Annotated in this window: 24 protein-coding genes; 10 read left to right on the forward strand and 14 right to left on the reverse strand. The window is 65.4% G+C overall.

Translation table 11 applies throughout. The features are described 5' to 3' along the window. Window positions 1-45 precede the first annotated feature (45 nt). Entirely contained in the window at window positions 46-552 is a 507-nt protein-coding gene (locus FB460_RS12075; protein ID WP_142094461.1) for a hypothetical protein, read from the forward strand. 54 nt (window positions 553-606) lie between these two features. Here the strand turns inward: FB460_RS12075 and FB460_RS12080 are convergent, their stop codons facing one another. Further along, complete coding sequence (locus tag FB460_RS12080; RefSeq protein WP_142094462.1) at window positions 607-2,100, reverse strand: long-chain-fatty-acid--CoA ligase; 1,494 nt, start codon at window positions 2,098-2,100, stop codon at window positions 607-609. 245 nt (window positions 2,101-2,345) lie between these two features. Between FB460_RS12080 and FB460_RS12085 the strand changes: the two genes are divergently transcribed. Next, window positions 2,346-2,933 (forward strand): mismatch-specific DNA-glycosylase, encoded by a 588-nt coding sequence (locus FB460_RS12085; protein ID WP_142094463.1) that lies wholly within the window; start codon window positions 2,346-2,348, stop codon window positions 2,931-2,933. A 141-nt stretch (window positions 2,934-3,074) separates the two neighbouring features. Here FB460_RS12085 and rplI read toward each other — a convergent pair whose 3' ends face one another. The 4 genes from rplI to rpsF all read right to left on the reverse strand — a co-directional run bounded on the left by rplI (window position 3,075) and on the right by rpsF (window position 4,797). Continuing rightward, on the reverse strand, window positions 3,075-3,521 hold the full coding sequence (rplI, locus tag FB460_RS12090; RefSeq protein WP_142094464.1) for a 50S ribosomal protein L9: 447 nt from the start codon (window positions 3,519-3,521) through the stop codon (window positions 3,075-3,077). Between the two features lie 16 nt (window positions 3,522-3,537). Beyond that, window positions 3,538-3,777, reverse strand: a complete 240-nt coding sequence (rpsR, locus tag FB460_RS12095) for a 30S ribosomal protein S18 (RefSeq protein ID WP_142094465.1) — start codon at window positions 3,775-3,777, stop codon at window positions 3,538-3,540. 74 nt (window positions 3,778-3,851) lie between these two features. Further along, window positions 3,852-4,430: a single-stranded DNA-binding protein gene (locus FB460_RS12100; protein WP_142094466.1), complete on the reverse strand. Its 579-nt coding sequence runs from the start codon at window positions 4,428-4,430 to the stop codon at window positions 3,852-3,854. A gap of 76 nt (window positions 4,431-4,506) precedes the next feature. After that, window positions 4,507-4,797, reverse strand: a complete 291-nt coding sequence (gene rpsF, locus FB460_RS12105) for a 30S ribosomal protein S6 (protein ID WP_142094467.1) — start codon at window positions 4,795-4,797, stop codon at window positions 4,507-4,509. Between the two features lie 187 nt (window positions 4,798-4,984). Between rpsF and FB460_RS12110 the strand changes: the two genes are divergently transcribed. The 3 genes from FB460_RS12110 (at window position 4,985) to FB460_RS12120 (ending at window position 7,478) form a co-directional block, all read left to right on the forward strand. After that, window positions 4,985-5,269, forward strand: a complete 285-nt coding sequence (locus FB460_RS12110) for a FeoA family protein (RefSeq protein ID WP_142094468.1) — start codon at window positions 4,985-4,987, stop codon at window positions 5,267-5,269. Between the two features lie 74 nt (window positions 5,270-5,343). Next, the gene (gene feoB, locus FB460_RS12115; RefSeq protein ID WP_246044408.1) at window positions 5,344-7,212 is read left to right on the forward strand and encodes a ferrous iron transport protein B; all 1,869 of its coding nucleotides are present in this window, start codon (window positions 5,344-5,346) and stop codon (window positions 7,210-7,212) included. Window positions 7,213-7,223: 11 nt separating this feature from the next. After that, window positions 7,224-7,478, forward strand: coding sequence for a FeoC-like transcriptional regulator (locus tag FB460_RS12120; protein ID WP_170210091.1), 255 nt, complete (start codon window positions 7,224-7,226; stop codon window positions 7,476-7,478). 112 nt (window positions 7,479-7,590) lie between these two features. On the opposite strand, the gene FB460_RS12125 is transcribed toward FB460_RS12120, so the two are convergent. The 4 genes from FB460_RS12125 to argS all read right to left on the reverse strand — a co-directional run bounded on the left by FB460_RS12125 (window position 7,591) and on the right by argS (window position 12,191). After that, window positions 7,591-8,658, reverse strand: coding sequence for a hypothetical protein (locus tag FB460_RS12125; RefSeq protein ID WP_142094471.1), 1,068 nt, complete (start codon window positions 8,656-8,658; stop codon window positions 7,591-7,593). 115 nt (window positions 8,659-8,773) lie between these two features. Then, complete coding sequence (locus tag FB460_RS12130) at window positions 8,774-9,640, reverse strand: hypothetical protein (RefSeq protein ID WP_142094472.1); 867 nt, start codon at window positions 9,638-9,640, stop codon at window positions 8,774-8,776. Next, the gene (locus FB460_RS12135; protein ID WP_142094473.1) at window positions 9,637-10,470 is read right to left on the reverse strand and encodes a hypothetical protein; all 834 of its coding nucleotides are present in this window, start codon (window positions 10,468-10,470) and stop codon (window positions 9,637-9,639) included. Before FB460_RS12135 ends, FB460_RS12130 begins: the two co-directional genes overlap by 4 nt. A gap of 56 nt (window positions 10,471-10,526) precedes the next feature. Next, window positions 10,527-12,191 carry an arginine--tRNA ligase gene (argS, locus tag FB460_RS12140; RefSeq protein ID WP_142094474.1) on the reverse strand — a complete coding sequence of 555 codons (1,665 nt, stop codon included), beginning with the start codon at window positions 12,189-12,191 and terminating at the stop codon, window positions 10,527-10,529. Window positions 12,192-12,210: 19 nt separating this feature from the next. Between argS and FB460_RS12145 the strand changes: the two genes are divergently transcribed. The 3 genes from FB460_RS12145 to FB460_RS12155 all read left to right on the forward strand — a co-directional run bounded on the left by FB460_RS12145 (window position 12,211) and on the right by FB460_RS12155 (window position 15,564). Then, a complete protein-coding gene (locus tag FB460_RS12145) occupies window positions 12,211-13,035 on the forward strand; it encodes an aldo/keto reductase (protein WP_142094475.1) in 825 nt (274 codons plus the stop codon). A gap of 124 nt (window positions 13,036-13,159) precedes the next feature. Further along, window positions 13,160-14,524, forward strand: a complete 1,365-nt coding sequence (locus FB460_RS12150; protein ID WP_142094476.1) for a hemolysin family protein — start codon at window positions 13,160-13,162, stop codon at window positions 14,522-14,524. Then, entirely contained in the window at window positions 14,521-15,564 is a 1,044-nt protein-coding gene (locus FB460_RS12155; RefSeq protein WP_142094477.1) for a hemolysin family protein, read from the forward strand. The genes FB460_RS12150 and FB460_RS12155 overlap by 4 nt, the downstream gene beginning before the upstream one ends. A gap of 23 nt (window positions 15,565-15,587) precedes the next feature. Here FB460_RS12155 and FB460_RS12160 read toward each other — a convergent pair whose 3' ends face one another. Together FB460_RS12160 and pgi are read right to left on the reverse strand one after the other, a co-directional pair. Continuing rightward, window positions 15,588-16,247, reverse strand: a complete 660-nt coding sequence (locus tag FB460_RS12160; protein ID WP_246044409.1) for a SanA/YdcF family protein — start codon at window positions 16,245-16,247, stop codon at window positions 15,588-15,590. Between the two features lie 68 nt (window positions 16,248-16,315). Beyond that, a complete protein-coding gene (pgi, locus tag FB460_RS12165; RefSeq protein WP_142094478.1) occupies window positions 16,316-17,989 on the reverse strand; it encodes a glucose-6-phosphate isomerase in 1,674 nt (557 codons plus the stop codon). 45 nt (window positions 17,990-18,034) lie between these two features. On the opposite strand from pgi, the gene FB460_RS12170 reads away from it, so the two are divergent. Further along, window positions 18,035-19,609 carry a deoxyguanosinetriphosphate triphosphohydrolase family protein gene (locus tag FB460_RS12170; RefSeq protein WP_246044410.1) on the forward strand — a complete coding sequence of 525 codons (1,575 nt, stop codon included), beginning with the start codon at window positions 18,035-18,037 and terminating at the stop codon, window positions 19,607-19,609. 28 nt (window positions 19,610-19,637) lie between these two features. Here the strand turns inward: FB460_RS12170 and FB460_RS13445 are convergent, their stop codons facing one another. Both FB460_RS13445 and FB460_RS12175 read right to left on the reverse strand, forming a co-directional pair. Then, window positions 19,638-19,760: a hypothetical protein gene (locus FB460_RS13445; RefSeq protein WP_281281850.1), complete on the reverse strand. Its 123-nt coding sequence runs from the start codon at window positions 19,758-19,760 to the stop codon at window positions 19,638-19,640. Window positions 19,761-19,938: 178 nt separating this feature from the next. After that, window positions 19,939-21,009 carry an SH3 domain-containing protein gene (locus FB460_RS12175; RefSeq protein ID WP_170210092.1) on the reverse strand — a complete coding sequence of 357 codons (1,071 nt, stop codon included), beginning with the start codon at window positions 21,007-21,009 and terminating at the stop codon, window positions 19,939-19,941. Between the two features lie 183 nt (window positions 21,010-21,192). Here FB460_RS12175 and FB460_RS12180 point away from each other — a divergent pair, with 183 nt between their 5' ends. Continuing rightward, window positions 21,193-22,614, forward strand: coding sequence for an aldehyde dehydrogenase family protein (locus tag FB460_RS12180; protein ID WP_142094480.1), 1,422 nt, complete (start codon window positions 21,193-21,195; stop codon window positions 22,612-22,614). A gap of 13 nt (window positions 22,615-22,627) precedes the next feature. On the opposite strand, the gene FB460_RS12185 is transcribed toward FB460_RS12180, so the two are convergent. Beyond that, window positions 22,628-23,932, reverse strand: coding sequence for a D-arabinono-1,4-lactone oxidase (locus FB460_RS12185; RefSeq protein WP_142094481.1), 1,305 nt, complete (start codon window positions 23,930-23,932; stop codon window positions 22,628-22,630). Window positions 23,933-23,958 lie beyond the last annotated feature (26 nt).

The raw sequence follows: 23,958 nt of genomic DNA on the forward strand, positions 1-23,958 counted from the left end.
GGCACCACCTCGCAGGAGGAGGCCCAAGGCTCTAAGGTCTGCTTCGTGAACGACCTGCGAATCCACTACGACACCGACGCCGCCCTCGATGTCGCAGCACGACTGAGCCGTAGCTTCAATCTCGTGCGACTGGTGGGTCTGGGCAGCGCCGCCGCCCTCGTGGTATTCGTCGTGTTCTTCCTTCGCAGTCAACCCGAGCTCTCGGTGATCATGGGCGCGATCACCGTGGTGGATCTGGTGCTCTTCGGTTGGTGGATGCCGCGTCAGGCCCAACGACGCTTGCATGCGATCACCAAGGTCACGACGCGTGACGGCTGGCTCATGACGCTGACGCACCATGGCGTCCGCCGACCGGTCCCCGGGGGTGGCGAAGAGCTGATCCCCTGGCCTCGCGTGCACATCATGGAGGCCCGCCACGCCTCTCACGCGCACACACCCCACGGCATTGCGCTGACCGTCGACGGCGATCTGCTGACACTGACCGACGAAACGGTGTCGCCCTCGGTGCACGAGATCGTCGAGTCCTACCGAAGGTTCGTGCAGCCGGCATGACGGCCACGGACGGACGCCAAGCAGCGGTGGCGTCGCCCGACCCCCGGAGAGGGTTCAGGATCTCCGCAGCTCGCGTTTGAGGATCTTGCCGGTCGCGCCCTTGGGGAGGGCATCGAGGAGCATGACCTCGCGCGGGTACTTGTAGGGCGCGACCTGCTCCTTCACGAACGCGATGAGCTCCTGCGCAGTGACCTGAGCACCCTCACGCAGCACCACGTGGGCGGCGATCTCCTCCCCCAACCGTTCATCGGGACGCCCCACCACCGCGACCTCGGCCACCGATGGGTGCTCGTAGAGGACTTCTTCGATCTCCCGCGGGTACACGTTCATCCCGCCACGCACGATCATGTCCTTCTGGCGGTCGACGATGTAGTACAGACCGTCTTCATCGCGGCGGGCAAGATCACCGGAGCGGAACCAGCCCTCGGGTGTGATCGCATCGGCGGTGGCGTCGGGACGATTCCAGTACCCCTTCATCAGCCCCTCGCCCCGGATCCAGATCTCACCGATCTCCCCATCGGGCACATCATTGCCGTCGGGGTTCGCAAGCTTCATCTCGACGCCACGCACCGGCGTCCCGATCGAACCGGCTTTCCTGATGCCGTCGGGGTGGTTGAACGACGCCACCGGACTGGTCTCGGACAGGCCGTAACCCTCCAGCAGGGTGCAGTCGAAGTCGCTCTCGAAACGCCTGAGCAGTTCCACCGGCAGGCTGGCACCTCCGGAGACCGCGAGGCGCAGGCGACTCAGGTCCGGTTTCGGATCGAGTTCAGCGGCGCTGTTCAGCATCGCTCCATACATGGTGGGGACGCCGAGGAAGATCGTCACCTCATCCCGTTCGATGATCTCCAGGGCCTTGACCGGATCGAAGCGTGGCAGGAGCGTCAGCGTCGATCCCGAAGCGACCGCGGTGTTCAGACCGCAGGTCATCCCGAAGACGTGAAACAACGGCAGACATCCCATGATCACATCGTCGGACTCCAGGTGCAGCAAGGTGTCGATGACGAGCGCACTGTTGGTCTGCAGGTTGGCGTAGGTCAGCTCCGCGCCCTTGGGCCGCCCCGTGGTCCCCGAGGTGTAGAGGATGACCGCGGTGTCAGCGGCTTCACGATGTGCCACCTCGTCCACGGGCTCACCCAGCTGACCGGACAGCCCCGCAGGATCCACCGGCACAAGTTCGGCCGCTGTCCCCTCGACCGCATGCTGGGCCTCGTCGCTGGGGAAGCACCACAGCATCGAGGCGCCGGAATCCTCCAAGTAGTAACGGATCTCGCGTTCCTTGAACAACGGATTCATCGGGACCACCACGGCGCCCAGGCGCATCGCGGCGTAGTAGATGATCGCGAACTGCGGAACATTGGGAAGCATGAGCGCCACCCGGTCACCCACGCCGACACCTCGGCTCCGCATCCATCCGGCGACCGCACGAGCGGCCTGAGCGAATTCGGCGTAGGTGATGGTCCTGCCATCCAAGACCAGAGCGACCGTGTCGGGCACACGGGCTGCAGTGGCGTCGAGGTTCAGTGCGAGGTTGGCGTTCTCCGTCATGGCGACTCCCTTGTCAGCGGCGTGTTGGCTCGAATATGCCAGATTTCGCTGGCCTTGCGAACCAGAGGTTACCAATCAGTAATGATTGGTTTCCCCACGTCCGCCCCACACAGGAACCAAGCGTCGTTCAGGCTCGCAGATCACGGGCGATGCGCCTGCATATGCCACACCTCGGTTGCACCGAGAACCATCGGTTACCCGGGAGCAGCAATCCTGTTCTCACGGCCTCTGTGCATCATGGCTCCATGCGCACCTCACCCCTGGGCGGTCGACGCCCGACCCGCGAGGAGCTGCCGGACTTCGCCGGAGGCGTGGTCGACGACATCCTCTCCCCCGATCCCGCAATTCTCATCGTGGGCATCAACCCCGGCCTGTGGACCGCCGCGGTCAATGCGCCGTTCGCTCACCCCGGAAACCGGTTCTGGCCCTCGCTGCATCAAGCGGGGCTGACGCCGTGGCGCGTCGACGCCAGCGCAGGCCTGAAGCCCGAGGATGAACAGATGATGCACGACCACGGCATGGCTCTCACCAACCTGGTGAACCGCGCCACCGCGCGTGCCGACGAACTCACCTCCGACGAGCTCCGTCAGGGACGGGCTCATGTACAGCGCCTCTCGGCCGAACTCGAGCCCCGCGTCGTGGTGGTCGTGGGCATCACCGCCTACCGGACGGCTTTCGCGGACCGCCACGCCAAGCTGGGGCGTCAGGACGCAACCATCGGCGACGCCGAACTATGGGTCATCCCCCAACCCAGTGGCCTCAATGCCCATGCGCCGATCCCTGTGCTCGTGGAGTGGTGGCAGAAAGTGGGACGAGCAGCCGGGCTGCTCTGAGGATCCTCAGCCCCACCTTGACATCGGGCCGCGTCTATCCGGCAGAACGTAGAGGTGGGGCCCCAGCCCCCGCACCCCAAAACCAAAAGCGGTCGACCCCCCATGGGGATCGACCGCTTCAGATGAAGGCGTGGACGCGACTCAGGCCGCGACAACCTCCACAGGGATGTGTGCGATGACGGCCTCGTGGAGGTCGACGCCGACGATGTGGCTGCCGAGGCTCTTCACCGGCTTGGTGAACTCCACCGCGCGCTTGTCGACGCTGGGGCCACCGGCCTTCTTGATGGCGTTGACGACGTCGGCGGCGGTGACGCGACCGAAGAGCTTGCCGCTCTCGGAGGCGTTCACCGTGATGGTCAACGACATCTTCTCGAGCTGGTCGCGGATCTCGGCGGCATGCTCCTGATCGCGGATCTCGCGGGCGTCACGCGCACGCTTGATGCCCTCGATCTGCTTCTCCGCGCCCTTGGTCCACGCGATCGCGTAGTGGCGGGGCAGCAGGAAGTTGCGGGCGTAACCGTCACGGACCTCCACGACGTCGCCGGCGATGCCGAGGTTCTCCACGGCTGCAGTGAGGATGAGCTTCATCTCCAGATCCCCCTTATCAGCGAGCGGTCGAGGCGTAGGGCAGCAGAGCAACCTCACGCGCGTTCTTGATGGCGGTCGCGACCTTGCGCTGGTCCTGCACCGAGAGGCCGGTCACGCGGCGGGCGCGGATCTTGCCTCGTTCGGAGATGAACTTACGCAGGGTGTTGATGTCCTTGTAATCGACATGGTCGATCCGGGTCTTCTTGACCGGAACGGCCTTCTTGGGCTTCATCGGCTTACGCGATGCTGCGGCCATTGTGGTGCTCCTTCTTCATGAGCCCGGCATGACGCCGGAATGTGCCTGATGGATGGAAAGTGTGTGGTGCCCGATCAGAACGGGGGCTCGTCGGACTGTGCCGACGCCCAGGGGTCCTCGCCACCCGAACGGTTCGGGTTGTTGGACCCACGGCCGGAGTTGGAACCCCAGTCATTGGCCGACTGGTTCCGACCCCCGCCGTCGGAGTATCCGCTGCCGCCGCCGTAGCCGCCGCCACCCCCGCCGGAGTAGCCACCGCCACCCCCGCTGGAGTAACCGCCACCGCCACCACTGGTGCGGGTGACCTGGGCGGTCGCGTAACGCAGGGCCGGGCCCACCTCGTCGACGTCGACCTCCCACGCGGTGCGCTTCTCACCCTCGCGCGTCTCGTACGAGCGCGCCTTCAACCGGCCATGCACGATGACACGCATGCCCTTGGTCAGGGATTCAGCGACATTCTCCGCGTATTGACGCCACACGGCGCAGTCCACGAAGAGAGCCTCACCATCGCGCCATTCGTTGGTCTGGCGGTCGAATGTCCGCGGCGTCGAAGCGACGCGGAAATTGGCCACCGGAGCGCCGGAGGGCGTGAAGCGGAGGTTCGGGTCGGAGGTCAGGTTTCCGATGAGAGTGATCTGGGTTTCGCCAGCCATGAGGATCTCCAGTCAGTTGAGCGTGACACCAGCTTGCCAAGTCGGTCCGACGGAAACGCCGGCCCGTCGCAAGCGATCAGTGCAGGTCGGGGCGGATGACCTTCGTCCGCATGATCTGCTCGTTGATGGTGAACTGACGGTCCAGTTCCTTGACGTCATCCGGCTTGGCGGTGAGCTCGAGGACGACGTAGATGCCCTCATGCTTCTTCTGGATCTCGTAGGCCAAGCGACGCTTGCCCCACAGGTCCACGTTGTCCACGGTGCCGCCACCGTTGGTGATGATCTTCAGGTAGCGCTCCATCAAGGGAGCAACCTGGCGTTCGTCGGCGTCGGGGTCGATGATGACCATGACTTCGTATTTGCGCATGCGCGGCCCCACCTCCTCTGGTCTCGGCGGCCATGGGTCGGTCCCATGGCAGGAGTGCGATACGGGCTCATATGAGCCGACCGCTCACTTTACCCGCTTCGAGCCGTTCCGCAGAATCCTCCCGCGATCCCCATCAGTGAAGAACATCACCATTGTAGGTAAGGCATACCTACATTAGACTTGCCCCATGCAGTCGACATTGTTGGACGCCGCCATCGGCACGCCGGTCGAGCTGGGACAACCCGAGGTCCCCGCAGCGCTGAGGCTGCGTCTCGCCGAGATCGGAATCCGCCGCGGTCAGGTGGTCAGCGCCATGCGTCGAACCACCGGTGGCGGACGTGTCGTGGCGGTGGGCCGCGCCCGTATCGCCCTGGATCGCGCCACATGCAGGAGCATCATGGTCACCGACGAGCACACGCTCGACCCGCACCCAGCCCCTGCCCGGAGCGAACGCGAAGCACAGCTGCGATGAGCTCGCATGCCCCCTCCTGCCATGCTGCCGAAACGGGCCGATCGGCCCCAGTCGGCAGCCCGATCGTCGCCTTCGTGGGAGCCCCCAACGGCGGCAAGTCCACCCTGTTCAACCGCCTGACCGGGGCTCGCCGCGTCATGGGCAACTGGCCCGGCACGAGCGTCGAGATCGGACGCGGCTCCTGGCGCATGGGCGATCGCACCGTGGATGCCATCGATTTCCCCGGCACCTACTCGCTCGATCCGCTCTCCCCCGACGAGGAGCTCACCCGCAATCTGCTGGTCGAGGTTCCCCTCGAGGAACGCCCCGACGCCATCGTCGTGGTGGCCGACGCCAGCCACCTCGCCCGAAGCCTGTATCTGGTTGCGCAGGTGGCCGAGCAGCCCTATCGCATGGTCGTCGCGCTGACGATGAACGACGTCGCCGAACGTCGTGGTGTCTCGGTTGATGCCGTAAAGCTCGCCGAGCAGCTCGGGCACCCGGTCATCGAGCTCGATCCTCGACGCGGCACCGGCTTGGAAAGCCTCGCCGATGCGTTGACAGCATCACTCGACGCGCCCGCCCCCGCCCGACCGGCCAGAACAGCGCCCGAGGGCTCGGACTTCGACCGCGCCGACGCTCGCTTCGCCTGGATCGACGACGCCGTCGCCAGCGCTGTCGTGGAGTCCGAGCAGGACCGCACGAAGACCGAGCGCATCGACTCCCTTCTGCTGCATCCGATCATCGGCCCGTTGGCTTTTCTCGGCGTCATGTGGCTGGTGTTCCAACTCACCACCGCAGTGGCCGCTCCTCTGCAGGACGGGCTCGACGCCCTGTTCACCGGCCCGATCGCCAATGGGGCCACCGCAGGACTCGAAGCCCTGGGAGTCGCCCACCCCCTCGTCGTCGGGCTGATCGTCGATGGCCTTGTCACCGGCGTGGGAACCGTCCTGACCTTCGCGCCACTCATGGCGATCATGTTCTGTCTGCTGGCCCTTTTGGAGGACTCGGGTTACATGGCGCGTGCGGCCGTGGTGACCGACCGGCTCATGCGGACCATCGGCCTGCCGGGAAAGGCGTTCCTGCCTCTCATCGTGGGGTTCGGTTGCAATGTTCCGGCGGTCAGTGCGACGCGAGTCCTCGGCGACGCGAAGCAACGTATCCTCACTGCTCTGCTGGTCCCATTGACCTCGTGCAGCGCCCGCCTCGCTGTGTACGTGATGCTGGCCCAGACGTTCTTCCCCGAGAACGCGGGGAGTGTCGTGTTCGCCATGTATCTGGTGTCGATCCTGCTGGTGGTGCTCACCGGCCTGGCCCTTCGTTCGACGCTGTGGCGCGCCATGGGCTCCAGCGCCCTGGTTCTGGATCTTCCGACCTACCAGCGTCCACAACCACGTCTGGTGGCACAGGTGACATGGATGCGTCTGCGCGGGTTCCTCCAGACAGCCGGCGGGATCATCGTCGTCACAGTGATGATCGTCTGGCTGCTGCAGGCCCTTCCCGCATCGGGAGGGCATGCGATCGGCGAGGTCCCGCCCACCGAAAGCTGGTATGCGACCATCAGCTCCTGGCTCGCTCCGGTGTTCGCCCCCGCGGGATTCGCCGACTGGCGAGCCGTCGGTGCCCTGATCACCGGTTTCCTCGCCAAGGAAGCGGTCATCAGTTCTTGGGCCCAGACCTATGCCGTGGCCGACCCTTCAACGCTCGATCCCACCGGTCAAGGCGTCAGTGCTCTCGCCGATCAGCTGCGCATGACCTTCGACACCGCCTCGGGCGGGCATCCAACCCTCGCCGTCATCGCCTTCATGCTGTTCCTGCTCGCATACACGCCCTGCGTGGCGACGCTGGCGGCCCAGAAGCGTGAGATCGGGCTCGCATGGACGGTCTTCGGTGTGGTCCTGCAGCTCGCGCTGGCCTACGGACTCGCCGTGCTCGTGTTCCAGGTGGGAGTGTTGATCCTGTGAGCGGTGGCCCCATGCGTCAGGTTCTCGACGCCATCACCGCCGGCGCGACGGGCCACAGGGCGATCTGCGAGCACACCGGGCTGGGCCCCGGCATGGTCGAAGCCGCTCTCCACCAGCTCGAGCGCATGAACATGCTGGAGCGTGAAGAGATCGGCTCGGCGTGCCCGAGCGATGGCTGCGGTTCATGTGGAAGCGCGTCGACCTGCGTCGCTCCCGCCACCGGACGCGGCCCGGTGTTCCTGACGCTGCGCCGACGCACCGACTGACCGTCGGCAGAGCCCGGCATCTGGCACGCCGACGTCAGAACCGCGCCAGAAGCTCCTCGCTCCAGTGAAAGTCGTCCATGACGACGACCTTCACTGGAGCGAATCGCGCAAATCAGCGGATGACGCGGGGTTCACTCGAGGTGAGATCGACGAAGATCTCTTCGGTGAACCTCCCCGATTTCGATTTCTCGGAGCTGTTGTAGTCCTTGTCGTATTCGGTGTAGGTGGCTTTGGCGCTCACGGTGACCTTGCCACCGTAGTGAGCCGCCGATGCATCGGTCTCCTCGAAGTTCTCGATGCCCTGGGAGCTCAGCTCCCAGTCGACGCCGACGATGGTCGTGTTCGAGTCGTCGAGCTTCACCGGGCATCCTTCGGTACCTGTGCTCGCATACTGCACACACTGCTCCACCCACTCGGCCATGGCTTCCTTCGCCGCCTCTTTACCGGCGTCGGACGCCAACATCTCCGGCTTGAGCGTGGTGGAGGTCTCGCTGAGGTCGATGGTGACCTGGCCGGGATTGAACGTGATGTTCTCGTTGTCCTTGGCGGAGAGCTCGTAGACGCCGGGGTAGATGTGCTGATCGGTGTAGACGTCCTCACCATTCATCTGGACCGTCGCGTAGGACTCTCCGGTGTCGAACGAGACGCGGGTGGTGACGTCGTCCACCTGAACCTGCCCGTATCGCTCCACAGCCTTCACCGTGGTGCGGTACTCCTCCTGCCCCAGCGTGAAGACCACTGTGTAGCGGTCATCACCAGCTCCATTGACCGACTTCAGCTCGATCGGCGCCAACTCATTGCTGCGACGCAGCATCTCGTCGGTGATCGCATAGGTTCCCGACTCCCCGGTGAGCGTCGCCGCTGTCCGCGCATCGGACTCCGCGAGCGCCGCGAAGAGGTTCTCGATGGCGGCCTTCCCCTTGTCCTTGGTGACCGCCGGGATGATCAACGCTGCCATCACAACGAGGATGAGGACGAAGGCCCCACCGCCGATGAGCAGTCCCAGCGGCAGGCCTTTCTTCTTCGGGGGATCCTGCGGGCCCGGGAATCCCGGACCGCCCGGACCTCCGAAACCGCCGGGACCACCGGGGCCGGGTGGCCCTACGGGCCCTTGGGGACCGGCGGGACCGAAATGGGGCGCTCCACCGGGGTGCGGTTGTGGGCCATTGGGTTGGGACATGTCTACCTCCTAGGGCGACATAGTAGAGCGTGAACGGTACGTGAGGCGCACCAAAGCGTCCGATGGTTCCCACAGCTTGTGGTCGTCCACACTGCGGTGCCTGAACAGCAACACTTCACTCGGTAAGAACGGCCACGTCCTTACCTCGAAAATCGACGAAGATCTCCATCTCGACGGTTTCACGATGCCGATCACCAAGCTCCATGCCCGGCTCAGCGGACGTGACCTTCAACGTGGCCGTTCCTCCGTAATGGCCAATCGCCTCATCCGTGATGTCCCACCCGGTCAGTTCTGCGTCAACGACCCGGGCCGCTTCACCGCCGGGCAGATCGGGACAGGGCAGGTCACGGGCCGGGCACATGTGGGTGAGGTGGTCGATGACCGCTTCCTCGGCCCTGTCCGCCCCAACCGCGCTGACGCTCGGCTCGGCCTGGATCGACACCGGCTCACCTGCGTCATGGGCTGCAACCACCATGGACGGGGCGAGATCCACCAAAGGAGTGGCGGGCTCCCCGTAGTCGCGGCGAAAACCCTCGAGGCCATAAACCCCCGGAAACAGATCGATGGGGCCCGTCACCGCGTGCTGGGACAGCATCACCGGCGCCTCGAGGGCAGGAGCCTCCACCATGACCCGTACCGCCAGCCCTTCGATACGCACGGGGTCGCCACTGGCGCGCACCGAGGTGACATGTTCCTCATCGGCCACGCGATAGGTGACGCGGTAACCACGCCGACCGGTTTGACGCACCGACACCAACTCGGCGGCTGACATCGGTGCCACGACGCCGGAGAACTCCCCACTGGTGGCCAGCGCGGCCGAATACACCGAGCCGTCACCGGCGTCGGAGAAGATCTGCTCGATCTTCGCGATGTCCTTGTTCCCCTGATGCGTCATTGCAGCGACGATGGCCCAGATCACACAGACCAGCACCAATGCCCCGGCGATGAGCTTCTTGACGTGCTCCCCGATCCACGTCTTCATCGTGCGAGCTCCACACCATCGGGATCGATCTTCATGAAGGCCTGCGTCTCGTGGATCTTGGCGACCTGCCCCTGACCCTCGCGTTCCCAATAGGAGTAGGTGATCGGCCCGCCATAGTGCTCGGGCGAGTCGTCGGCGATCTGCCATTCGAGAACACGGAAGTTCGACCGGTCGGTCCCCGGCCCACCCCCGGCAGGGCACACGGTGAGCTGCGCCGACGAGCGATCACAAACCATCAACTCGAAGCCCACCTGTCGCCGCGCCCTGGCCCTGCCCACCGACGTCACGCTCACATCGAACTCGGCATGATTGTCCTGCGTCACCGTGACCTCGACCGGGTCTGCACGCACCAACCCACTCTCGGCCATAAAGTGGGGTGCTTCCCTCACGAAGGTTCCGGGCCAGGCCCGCATGCCGCGGTCGTATCTGTCGCCCAACACGGCCCCATCGAACGAAATCGTGTACACAAGGCCGTCAAGCCGGACGCTGCCGCGCTCCCCCACCGCCTCTACCCGAGCGGCGTGTTCGGCATCACCAAGGCGGTAGGTGACGCCATAGCGGCGATCGCCGTCGGACTCGATGCGGACCAACGAGAGCGGCGTCTTCTCATTGCTCGATTCCTGGTCTGCGACGGTGACGTCGACACTGTCGACCACCAGATGCTCCGCCTCGGCCACATCCGCCCGTTGGAGCGCTGCGAAGAATCTGCGAATGGCCATCTTGTCGGCATTTCCCCATCGGTTGACGCCGACGACGACCGCGGCAGCGACGAGGATCAGCACGACCCCGATGATCCACCACGGCCGCAGCCGATTCCTCCCCCTGAGCACGGCCAGGAGTCTAAGGCAGCCTCAGTCCACCCGGAACCGGCCCACAGCTCTCCGGCTCACATCCGCTCGGGCGCATCGATACCCAACAGATCCAGCCCGGCGGCCAGGACATCCCGCGTCGCCTCACACAGGCCCAGACGCGAGACGCGCACCTCTCCCTCGGACTTCAGGATCGGGCATTGCTCATAGAACGTCGAGTAGGCGGTGGCCAGCTCGAACAGATACGTGCACAGCTTGTGCGGCTGCAGGTTCTGCGCGAGTTCATGCACCACATCACCAAAGCGCGAGAGCGCCATGGCCAGTGCCTGCTCGGCAGGTTCGTCGACGCGCGTCACCGCACGCTCGGTCAGCCCGGTCTCCTCGGCGTTCCGCAGCACCTGGCAGCAGCGAGCATGCGCGTACTGCAGGTAGGGGCCGGTGTCGCCGGTGGTCTGCACCATGCGCTCGGCGTCGAACACGTAGTCCTTCTGCAGCCCCGAGGAGAGGTCGGCGTACTTGATGGCCGCCAAGGCGATGGGACGCGGCGCCTCGGCCTCGGCAGCGTCGAGCAGGCTCTCCAGCGTCGCCGCCGATCCGTCACGGGTCTTGAACGGCTTTCCGTCGTTGCCCAACACCATGCCGTAACCCACATGCTCCGCACTCACATCCTCGGGCAGGAACCCGGCCTTGCGGGCCGCAGCGAACATCTGGGCGAAGTGGCCGCCCTGACGCACGTCGGTGACGTAGATGATGCGATCGGCGTCAAGTGCACCGACCCGGTGGCGGATCGCCGCGAGGTCGGTGGTCGCGTAGCCGTAGCCCCCGTCGGATTTGCGCACGATCAGCGGCGCGTCGAATCCGTCGAGGAAGACGCAGAGAGCGCCGTCGTCGATGACGCCGACGCCACTGTCCTCCAACTCGGCACACACCACGGGCAGATCGTCGTTGTAGGTCGATTCGCCCGCGAGATCGTCGTCGGTGAGAAGCACGTCCATGCGCTCGTAAGCGGCATTGAAGCCCTGCTTGGAGATCTCGATGAGCTGACGCCAGATCGCCAGCGATTCCTCATCTCCCCCTTGGAACACCGAGACCCGCGCGCGGGCACGCCGGGCGAAGTCCGGATCCTCGTTGAAGTGCGCGTTCGCGCGCTTGTACAGGGCGTCGGCCTCCTCGAGTGTGAGCTCGGCGGGGTCGATGCCCTCATCGAGGATCTGCTCGATGAGCATGCCGAACTGGCGTCCCCAGTCACCGATGTGATTCTGCGCGATGACGGTGTGGCCCACCGCCCCCAGGACCCGGCGGAAGCAGTCCCCGATGATCGTGGTGCGCAGGTGCCCGACGTGCATCGATTTGGCGACGTTGGGAGCCGAATAGTCGATGACCACGCGCTGGGGCTCGGGGACCTGCTGGATGCCGGTGGACTCATCGGTACGCACATGCTCAGCAGCAGCGGCGAGCACCTCGGCCTTCAACCGGAGGTTGATGAAACCGGGACCGGCGACCTCGGGTTCCTCGCACAGGTCGTCGATGTCGAGTTCCTCCACGATGCGCTGGGCGATCTCACGGGGCGGCTTGCCCTCGCTCTTGGCCAGGCGCATGGCCGCATTGCACTGGAAGTGCCCGAACTGCGGTTTGGTGGCCGGACGCAACTCCGGGTCGACCCCGATGACCTTCTCGATGCGAGCGCTGAGAGTCTCCGGAAGACCGGCCGACGGAGCAACAGGGCTGGTGGGATCGATCATGCGCGGTATTGTTCCACACATGAACGTTCCCTCGGTCACCCTGAACGACGGCAACACCATCCCCCAGCTGGGCTTCGGCGTGTGGCAGGTGTCCACCGATGACATCACCCGCGCCGTCTCCACCGCGCTCGAGGTGGGGTATCGCCACATCGACACCGCTGCGATCTACGGCAACGAGGAAGGCGTCGGCAAGGCGATCTTTGAATCCGCGCTGAAACGCGACGACCTGTTCGTCACCACGAAGCTGTGGAACACGCGCCACCAGGACGCCCGCCCGGCCCTCGAGGAATCCCTCACCAAGCTCGGCCTGGAGCAGGTGGATCTTTACCTCATCCACTGGCCGGTGCCCACCCAGGGGCATTACCAGCAGGCGTGGGAATCCTTGATCGAGCTCAAGGAGGCGGGCCTCACCCGCTCCATCGGTGTCTCGAACTTCCTCGCCCCGCATCTGGACCAGATCATCGACGCCACCGGCGTCAAGCCCACGGTCAACCAGATCGAGATCCATCCCTCGTTCCAACAGGCCGACCTCGTGGCTCACACCCGTGGCCACGGCGTGGAGGTGGAGTCCTACTCCCCGCTCGGCTTGGGCGACTTCGATCTGGATGCGCCCAAGAAGTGGGCCACCGAGCTCGGCCGCACGCCCGCCCAGATCGTTCTGCGCTGGCACCTGCAGCACGGCTACATCGTGTTCCCCAAGTCGGTGACACCCGAGCGGATCGCCGAGAACTTCGCGCTGTTCGACTTCGAGCTCCCTGCCGAAGCGATGGCCGACCTCGACGCCTGTGAAGCCGGCAAACGCTGCGGGGGTGACCCGGCGACCTTCGTCGCCCCCAATCGATGAACGACAAACCCCCGAGTCCCCGGCCGGTCGGCCGCTCTGACAGCGCCCGACCGGCCCCTCAGACCGACCTCACGGCCGCACAATCCCCTGCGTCCACACCGCCTGCTGAAGGCCGTGATCTCCCATGACTGCCATCACCGGAATTCTTCTGCTCTGCGTGGTGGCCCTCATCGCGGTCAACGCCTTCTTCGTTGCCGTCGAGTTCGCCTTCGTGACGGTGGATCGTTCCAGCGTCCGGCTGGCCGTCGAGAACGGCGAGCCGGGGGCGGCGAACGTGGAGCGCGCTCTCTCCAAACTCTCCACGCATCTCTCCGGCGCGCAGCTCGGCATCACCGTCAGCTCGCTGATCGTCGGTTACATCGCCGAACCGTCGGTCGCTGCGGTGCTCAAGGTGCCCATGACAGCTGCCGGGCTCCCCGAGGCCGCCGCCTTCGGTGTCTCCATGACGCTGGCGTTCATCATCACCGCGATCTCCCAGATGGTGCTCGGCGAACTGTTCCCCAAGAACTGGGCCCTGGCCCAGCCCCTGCGGCTGGCGAAGTGGGTCGCTCCCGGATCGATCGCCTTCTGCTGGGTCATGCATTGGCCACTCGCGTTCTTCAACGGCACCGCGAACGGGTTGGTGCGGCTCCTCGGCATGGAGCCCCAAGAGGAACTGGCGTCGGCCCGCAACCCGCAGGAACTCAGCGCCATCGCCTCCCGGTCGGCCCGTGAGGGAACCCTCGACACCGAGGTCGCCCGCAAGATGACCCACGGCGAGGCGTTGGGCCGCAAGCACGCCACCGACGCCATGACACCCCGCGCCCAGATTCTGTTCGTCGATGTCGACGCCAGCGTCGCCGAGGTGCTCGAAACCTGCCATGAGACGGGTTATTCCCGCATGCTGGTGACCGGTGAGCACGCCGATGACATCCGTGGCGTCGTGCACTTCAAGCATGCGCTGGAGATACCACGCCAGGCCCGAGCGACCACACCTGTGCGGCAGATCATTCGGGACATCGTGGAGGTCCCCGACACGATGCCCCTGGACAATGTACTGAACGTCCTCAGGGACGGGCTCCAGATCGCGGTCGTCATCGACGAGTACGGCGGTACCGACGGGCTCATCACCTTGGAGGACCTCGTCGAGGAACTCGTCGGAGAGATCGCCGACGAGCAGGACGCCCCCGAACAGCGGTGGGTCATGCGGGCCGATGGCAGCGTCGAGCTCATGGGCATGCTTCGTCCAGACGAGATCCGGTCCGGTCTTGGCATCGAACTCCCCGAGGGAGATACCAGCGAGACCATCGGCGGCCTGATAACCGAACGGCTCGAACGATTCGCTGAGGAAGGCGATGTGGTCGAGTTCGAGGGGCGCGATTTCACCCACCGTGACGACGATGACCTGCCCTCACCCATTCGTGTGGAACTCACCGTCACCCGCCTCGCCGGACGCCGCGTCGACCTGTTGACACTCAAGACCTCACCGATCGAGGAGGATGACGCATGACCGACTGGCTCGCCATTCTCCTCGCCCTCGTGCTACTCGCCGGCAACGCCTTCTTCGTCGGCGCCGAGTTCGCCCTCGTGTCAGCACGGCGCTCCAGCATCGAGGTGCTCGCCACCGAAGGCTCGGGGGCCGCGCGCATCACCCTGCGGGCCATGGACCGAGTCACCACGATGATGGCCGGGGCCCAGCTCGGCATCACCCTGTGTTCGCTGGGCCTGGGTGCCGTCGGCGAACCGGCGGTGGCCCACGCACTGCAGCCGGTGTTCGCATGGGCCGGTCTCCCCGAACACTTCGTCCACCCGGTCGCCTTCGCCGTGGCCCTCGTGCTCGTGGTGTACCTCCACATGGTGGTCGGCGAGATGGTGCCCAAGAACATGGCAATCGCCTCCCCCGACCGTGCCGCACTGCTCCTGGGCCCACCGATGTACGCCATCTCGTGGGTTCTCCGGCCCCTGCTGTGGGTCATGAACACTCTGGCCAACCTGGTTCTCAAGATCGTGCGGGTGGAGCCGACCGAGGACGTCAGTTCCACCGTCACCGCGGATCAGGCCCGCGAATACCTCACCGAGTCCCATGAGTCGGGGCTCCTGGAGGAGAACGAGATGCGGCTCATGGCCGGGGCGATCACTCTGGGCGATGAGACCGCCAACGACGTGATGGTGCCCATGGACACCCTCTGCACCCTCACCGAGGACGCCACGGTCGCCGATGCGGAACGGGCCTGTGTCACCCACGGCTTCTCCAGATTCCCGATGGTCGACACGAACGGCGACCACCTCGGTTACGTCCACGTCAAGGACCTGCTCGGAGTGCCCGACGAAGAGCTCGACCGCACCATCCGTCCCGATGAACGGCACGATCTCGTCACCGTCCACTCCGACGCGAGTCTGCAGGACGTCCTGGCGGCGATGCAGAAGGACAAGGCACACATGGCACTGGTCTCCGAGGGCGGAGCGGTCATCGGCGTGGTGATGCTCGAAGACATCGTCGAGCGCATGATCGGACAGGTCTCCGACCGGGCGCAGCGCTCGGTGAGCTGATCCCCTGACCAGGTGGTCGCAGGTCAGCTCTCCAGGGCCTCCTGCACGCTCGTCTCACGTGGCCCCAGGGTGGGTTCACGCCGCGTGCCGACGTCCCACACCATCTTGATGTTGGCCATCCACTCGCGCACCTCGCCCTGATACCAGGTGCGCGACTGCCGCTTGACCGAGACATCACCCACACCGGTGGAGTCCACCCCGACCATGGTGCACGTGGCCACCGCGCGCGGAAGGTGATACTCCTGCGTGACCACGGTGAGTTGATCGACGCCGAAGATGCGTTTGGCCCGGACGCAGGAGTCATAGGTGTCGAACCCGGCGTAGTCGGCCACCACCTTCGACGCGGGGATGCCCTTGCGGATCAGGTAGTTCCGCATGCCGTCGGGCTCGTTGTAGTGCTCTTGGCGGTTGTCACCCGAGACGAGGATGACGCTGACCTTGCCGGCCTCATACAGATCCGCCGCCAGGTCCAGGCGTCCCTTCAGAAACGGAGACGGAGTGCCGTCGGGATAGATCTGCGCTCCCAGGACCAGAGCCACCGGACGTTCCGGGACATCGGCGACGCCATGCGTCCGGCCCTTTGCGCACGCGGTGACCGCACTTTCGATGACAACGACGAAGACGACCCCCACCACGGCCATGCCGAGGCAGGCACCAAGGATGCGACGCAGGGCTTTGGGCACGGGTCAAAGATTAGAGGACCCATCCAAAAAAACCACGCGCCCCGGCAGAGGACGGTTCCGCTACTCGGTCAGCCCCGCAGCTGTCGGTAACGCTCGATCAATGCTCGCGTCGAGGAATCCTGCCCCGCGAGGGCATCGGTGTCGCCCTCAACAGCCAAGGTGAGCTCCTTCGCCAGCTGTTTACCGAGCTCGACTCCCCACTGGTCGAACGAGTCGATCCCCCACACCACGCCCTGAACGAAGGTGATGTGCTCGTACAGCGCGATGAGCTGGCCCAACGTGTTCGGAGTGAGCTCGCCGGCGAGGATCGACGTGGTGGGGCGGTTGCCCTCGAACGTGCGGGCAGCCACCAGCACCTCATCGGTGACGCCCGACTCACGAACCTCCTCCGCGGTGCGTCCGAACGCCAGCGCCCGCGTCTGGGCGAAGAAATTGGCGAGGAACAGCTCGTGCACATCGTGGTCACCGTCGCGGAGCGGATGCGTCGGATTGGCGAAGGCGATGAAATCGGCCGGGACGAGGCGCGTCCCCTGATGGATGAGCTGGTAGAAGGCATGCTGACCGTTGGTTCCGGGCTCGCCCCAGAAGATCTCACCGGTGTCGTACAGCGTCGGCTCACCATCGGCGCGCACCGACTTGCCGTTGGACTCCATCGTGAGCTGCTGCAGGTACGCGGGGAAACGATGCAGATACTGGCTGTAGGGAAGCACGGCATGGGTGTGGGCGCCGAGGAAGTTGGTGTACCAGACGTTGAACAGGCCCATGAGCACCGGGACGTTCTGCTCGAACGGGGCCTGCCGGAAGTGCTGGTCCATGGTGTGGAAGCCGGCCAGGAGCTCACGGAACCGGTCCGCCCCCAGGTAGACGGCCAGCGCGGTTCCGATGGCCGAATCCACCGAATAGCGGCCACCGACCCAGTCCCAGAAACCGAACGCGTTCTGCGGGTCGATGCCGAACTCCGACACCTTGTCCAACGCCGTCGAGACCGCGACGAAGTGCTTGGCCACCGCGTCACGGGCACCCCCGTCGTGGGGAATGGCGCCCCGTTCGGTGAGCGTGTCGATCAGCCAGGTACGACACAGCCGGGCGTTGGTGAGCGTCTCCAACGTGGTGAAGGTCTTGGATGCCACGATGAACAGCGTGGTCTCCGGGTCGAGGCCCAAGGTGGCCTCGGCAACGTCGGTGGGATCGATGTTGGAGATGAAACGGCACTGCAGCCCGAACTTGCCGTAGTGCTTGAGCGCCTCGTAGATCATGACCGGGCCAAGATCGGAGCCACCGATACCGATGTTGACAACCGTCTCGATGGGACGCCCGGTGACGCCACGCCACTCACCGGAGCGAACACGCTCGGCGAACTCGCAGACACGATCGAGCTGCTCGTGGACATCGGCCACGACATCCTGCCCGTCCACCACGAGCTGGGCGTCACGCGGAAGACGCAGCGCCGTGTGCAGAACCGCGCGGTCCTCGGTGGTGTTGATGCGCTCGCCGGTGAACATCGCCTCGATCCGGTCCTTCAACCGCACATCATCGGCCAGCTCGAGCAGTGAGCTGAAGACCTTGGGGCTCACGAGGTTCTTGGAGAGATCGACGTGCAGATCTCCAGCGGTGAACGTGAGCATCTCAGCACGTCGGGGGTCCTTGTCGAACCAGCGTCGCAGATTGGGACGGAAGGTTTCCGAGAGCTCGGTCAGGCGATTCCAGGAGGGCGTCGTGGTGGCATCAACCGGGGTCTGCATACCGGCAGATTATCGCGGTAGGTTCGTCAGGACGAGGAGGGCTTCATGATGGACAGGCACGATCGCAGACCGGCGGCAGACCCAGACCTGGAGAAACGGCGACTGCAACGCGTCCACCTCGAAGACCCCGACGTCTACCGGCCGCTCTCGGTGGGCGTCGAATCCGAGTACCGCACCGACCTGGAACGTCTGCGTTTCACCCCATCCTTCGCGCGGCTGGCCGATGTGACCCAGGTGGTGACACCGGGCGCCACCGATGGCGTGGTCCACAACCGGCTGACGCACTCGATCAAGGTGACCGTGGTGGCCCGCTCGATCGCCATCGCGCTCCTGCGCAGTTCTCCCCCGGAGCGACTCTCCGCACTCGGCGGTCTCAACCACGTGGTGTGCCAGGTGGCCGCCATCGCCCACGACCTCGGCCATCCACCCTTCGGGCACCTGGGTGAGCGAACGCTTGATCGCCTGGCCCGCGACGAGTTCGGGCTCGCCGACGGATTCGAGGGCAACGCTCAGACCTTCCGCATCATCACCGAACTCGAGGTCCACGACATCGGAACCGATGGCCTCAACCTGACGGCGGCATCACGGGCCGGCGTCCTGAAGTATCCGTGGGGGCGCTTCGCCGTGCCCGATCCCCATCCCACGACCTGGGAGGAACGCCCACGTGGCGCCGGGCGAGGCATCGATGGGCCGGGTGCGGGCAAGTTCAACGCCTACGTGCCCGACCTGGGCGAAATGGTTTCGGTGATCGACCTGTTGGGGTTGGAACCGGGGCGCCAGACCCTCGAGTGCGCCGTGATGGACCTGGCAGACGACATCGCCTACTCCCTGCACGACCTCGAAGACTTCCACCGCTCGGGTGTACTGCAGTACTCACCCATCGCCAACGAGTTCCGATCCTGGCTGCGCGACCGGGCGTCACTGCACCTCATGGCCTCCGATGAACTCGGGCGCCTCGGCCAGATCCCCGGCGGCAGCCTGGAACGACTGCGACGCCGGGCCGAGGCGAAGGACCGATGGGTCTATGACGAGGAGCTGTTCGCTGAGGCGGTCCGCATCATCGGTGCCGACTTCATCGACGATGTGCTGGCCCGCCCCTATGACGGATCGATGGATTCGGACCGCTCCATCTCAGCCTTCGTCGGACGATGGCTCGATGAACTGGTGGCGTCAGCCAGACTGAACGAACATGGTGGAGCGCGCGCTCCACTGGTGACCGTGGCACCACTGGCGTGGCACCAGATCCTGGTGTTGAAGTTCATCCACCAGCAGTTCGTGCTCGAACGTCCCGATCTCGCCATGGTGCAGCGAGGTCAGGCCAGCGTCCTCAAACATCTGGTGCACATGCTCGACGAATGGCTCTCGGACCGTCTCGATGGTCGACGCGCTCCCCAGCGTCTGTTGGATCTGGTCGAGGTGGCCGAGCAGGGCTACCGACGCGTCCGCGATGAGGAACCCTGGTTGCTCGGCAATGTCGACACCACCGCCGTGGCGCGCATGGCACGAGGCCGCGGAATCATCGACTACGTCGCCAGCCTCAGCGACTCGCAGGCCTACGCATATTCGACGCGGCTCGGCACCACCGGAAGTGGTGTGCTGTGGGCCAGTGGGGCGTTGTGAACCGTCCCAAGAGGTGACCGCGGCTGAGTTACCGCTGCCCGAACGATCCCGGATCCACCGGCCACTCGGAACGCGGCAGATTGCGTTCGATCACCAGAAGATAGGACTCGGTCACCAGGTCGGCCACGATCTGGGCATCCAGCGTGCTCACCGTTCCTTTGGTTTCAGTGGAAGCAAGCGCACCGATGTCGGTGCACAGACACCCACCGTATTCACCCTTCCCCTGAACCAGAACACTGACCGCATGCGTCAGGCCCCACGTTCTGGTTGGAACATGGGGCCTGATGATGTCTCACGGCCGGATCGGCGCGGGCGCTCCCGCGGGAACGTCAGCCGACCGAAACGTGTACGTGGTCGTAGTGGTTGGCCGTGGCGCTGCCACGATCGGACATGCCGCGCCAGCCCTCACCGGAGCGCTGCGTGGTCCAGATCTTCTGGGCGTAGATCACCTCGGTGACACCCAGCGACGACGCGTTGTTGCGGAGGTAATTGGCAACCTCCCAGCCCACACTGGAGTCGCTAATCATGAAGTCGACGGCCTGACCCGAGCCGTGCTTGCCCGAATCGCCGGGGCGCACCCCACCGTATGCGCTGATCGATCCGCCCCACTGCGCGCAGACATCGTTCAAGACGGCCTGGGCCGCGCTGGTGAGACCCGATTTGGTGGGGCAGTTCGAGGAACCGTTACGGCTGGACGACCCACCAGAGCCGTTCGACCCGCTGGAGCCCTCGTCACTGCCCGAATCGCTGGAACCGGACGAGCCGCTGCCCGAATCGTCGGAGTCATCCGAGTCGGACTCCGTCGTGGGCTTCGAATCGCTCAGGTACTCGGCGGAGACCCAGCCGGCCTCGCCGTCGACAAGCACCTGCTGCCAGCCGTCGTCGGTGTCCTCGGCGATGTCAACCGCATCACCCTGGGCGATGCTGCCGATCTTCTCCGACTCCGCCGACGCCTTGGACCGCACGTTGAGTGTCTCGGTGGCATACATCGTGCCGGTCTTCTCGACCTTCTTCTCCACGAACCCGCTGATGGCCTTGGGCGCTGCGGGCTTGAGGTCGCCACGCGGCGAGTTTCGGCTCGCGTCCTTCTTCTCCGGACGCTCGATCTCCTCCGCAGTGGGGGTCGGAGTGGGGGTCTCGACGATGGGAGCCGGGACGGCCTCGGTCGCGCTGACGTCATCGTTGCCGGGCAGGGCGAAAGCCGCCGCAGCCCCGATCACGATCATGGCAGCAGCCGGAACGGCCACCAGCAGACGTCGGTTCCGCAGCGAACGCGAGCCCCCCTCGGGAACCCATGCGCTGGCACCTGCGGCGCCCTCCGAGAGCGGCATCATGCGGCGGTGTTCGGTGGCGTCCGCACCCTTGTCGGGGGCGAAGCCCTCCATTGCTCGTCGCGTCACGCTAGTCCCATCAGTCGATATCAATTCGTTACCAAACGCTGAGTGTAGGTAACGAATCGGGAAAATCACAATCACCACGAGTGAACGTTGCAGACAGCAGAACATCACCGCACGTGGCCCTGAGACGAGTCACCCGGACGGCCCCCGGAAATCACGCCACAGATGCCCCTTACTCTGGACGTCATGGTCAGCAGCGTTGTTCCACCAGCCTCCGAGGCAAGCCGTTTCCGTCCTCTCGTCGAACGCCTGCGCACCGGGTTCGCCACAGGTTTGACGCGCGATCTCGACTGGCGTCGCGATCAACTCAACGCGCTTCACCAGATGCTCATCGAGCACGAGGCAGATCTGGCCGGAGCACTGGCGGCCGACCTGGGCAAAAGCCCCTCGGAAGCCCGCATGACGGAGCTCAGCATCACCACCGCCGAGATCGAGCACCTCGCAGAGAACCTCGAGGTCTGGTTCACGCCGCGACGCGTCTCCACCCCCCTGTTCGCCAAGCCCGCGACCGCCGAGGTGATCCGCGAACCATTGGGGCTGGTACTGGTGATCTCCCCATGGAACTACCCGGTGCAGCTCACCCTCGCTCCACTCGCCGGCGCCATCGCCGCCGGCAACGCCGTGATCGTCAAACCCAGCGAGATCTCCACCCACACCGAGGAGGTCCTCACCGAGCTTCTCCCGCAATACCTCGACCCCCAGGTGTTCGGCCTCGTCACCGGTGGCCCCGACGAGACCGGCGAGCTGTTGCGTGAGCGCTTCGACCACATCTTCTTCACCGGCAACCCGGCGGTCGGACGCGTCGTCATGCGTGCCGCAGCAGAACACCTCACCCCAGTGACGCTCGAGCTCGGCGGCAAATCACCCGCCTTCGTCGACGCCACCTGCGACCTCACCGTCGCGGCCCGGCGTATCGCCTGGGGTAAGTTCCTCAACGCCGGACAGACCTGCGTCGCCCCCGACCACGTGCTCGTCACGCCCGAGGCACGCGACCAGCTGGTCGAGAACCTTGGCAAGGCGATCACCGAGTTCTACGGCAAGGACCCCTCCCGCAGCGGCGATTTCGGACGCATCATCACCCAACGTCACTTCGACCGCATCGCGGGAATGCTCGATCAGGGCACCATCGTCCACGGCGGCCACACCGATCGTGACGACCGTTACATCGCGCCCACCGTCATCACCGACCCGGACCCGGACAGCGCGTTGATGACCGAGGAGATCTTCGGCCCGATACTCCCGGTCGTCACCGTCGCCGACACCGAGGCGGCCCTTGCCCACATCAATGAACGCGAAAAGCCGCTGGCGCTCTACGTGTTCAGCGATGACTCCGAAACATGTGCGGCATTCCGCGAACGCACCAGCTCCGGCGGCCTGACCTACGGGATCCCAGTGCTGCACCTGTCGGTGCCCGACCTCCCGTTCGGGGGCGTCGGCAACTCCGGCATGGGCAGTTACCACGGGGAGGCATCGATCCGGACCTTCTCGCATGAACGCTCCGTGATGCGCAAGCCCGCACAGCCCGATTCGATGGCGGCGGTCTACCCGCCGGTGCGGAAGGTCAAGCAGGGGCTGCTGAAGATACTGCAGCCCATGCGCAAGAAGTGAGTGACGCGGCTCCTCAGCGCCCCAGCACCCGGTCGAGGTAGGCGTTGGCGAACACCCGGCGGGGGTCGAGGCTGTCCCGGAGAACGAGGAAATCCTCGAACTTCGGGTACGCGGCGGCCAGGTCGCGATGCGCCATGCCGTGCATCTTCCCCCAGTGGGGACGCCCACCGTGCTCGCGGAAGATCTCCTCGCACGCGTTGAAATAGGCCTCGTTCGGCTCGCGGTGGTAGCGGTGGACCGCCACGTAGGCGGTGTCGCGACGGTACGCGGTGGACATCCACACATCGTCGGCGGCCGCAGCCCGACACTCGATCGGAAAGCTGATCCGCCAGTCCCGACGCGTCACGAGATCATCGATCTCCCTCACCACAGCCGGTAGGGAATCCACCGGGATGGCGAACTCGGTCTCGGTGAACCGCACATCCCGAGTGGTGGTGTAGACGTTCGTGGAGAGATCCACGTGGGTACGGCGCCCGGTCAGACGTGTCGCCACACGGTTCACCGCGGGAATCGCGGTCGGCAGCACCTGCCCCATCCGACAGGTGAGCTCGAACAGCCGATTCGAGACCACATCATCGTCGAGCCGTCGACGCCATCTCGGCAACGGACGCAACTCAGCGTCACCGGGGAGACGCCGCTGAGTCTTGGTCAACGCCACATCGGTGTGAGGAAACCAGTAGAACTCGAAGTGGTCATGTTCGGTGATCCGTTCGCGCCACTCCTCCAGCACGGTCTCCAGGGACTCTGCTGCTTCCACGTCCTCGAGTGCGAACATGTCCACGCACTGGAGCGTGACCTCGGTGACCACACCCAGCGCGCCCAGGCTGATCACATGCCCGGCAACATCATCACCTTCGACCCGGTGCACGTTTCCAGAACCGTCGACGAGCGTCAGGCCACGGACCTGCGTCGCGATCCCGCCGAACCGCAGACCAGTGCCATGGGTTCCGGTGGAGATCGCCCCCGCGATCGACTGGGCATCGATGTCTCCGAGATTCTCCATCGCGAGCCCGTGGGGGCGCAGGAGCCCGGGCATCTGATTCAGTCGCGTGTCCGCACGCACAGTGACGAGCCGGGCAGCCCGGTCGACGTCGACGATCCCGCGCAGGGCGCTGAGGTCGAGCTGGATCCCCGGCGCCGCAGCGATGTCGGTGAAACTGTGCCCGGCGCCCACGGCCTTGACCGACAACCCCGCGTCCGCCGCGTCACGGATGACTGCGGCCACACCGTCGGTGGAGGTCGGTCGCTCGACGCGCACCGGAGTCACCGCACAGGTGCCTGCCCAGTTCCGCCAAGGTTTCCGCTTCATTGCGGTCATGCTGTTCTCCTCGATTATGGGTCGTG

Source organism: Propioniferax innocua (assembly GCF_006716235.1).
Classification (GTDB): Bacteria; Actinomycetota; Actinomycetes; order Propionibacteriales; family Propionibacteriaceae; genus Propioniferax; species Propioniferax innocua.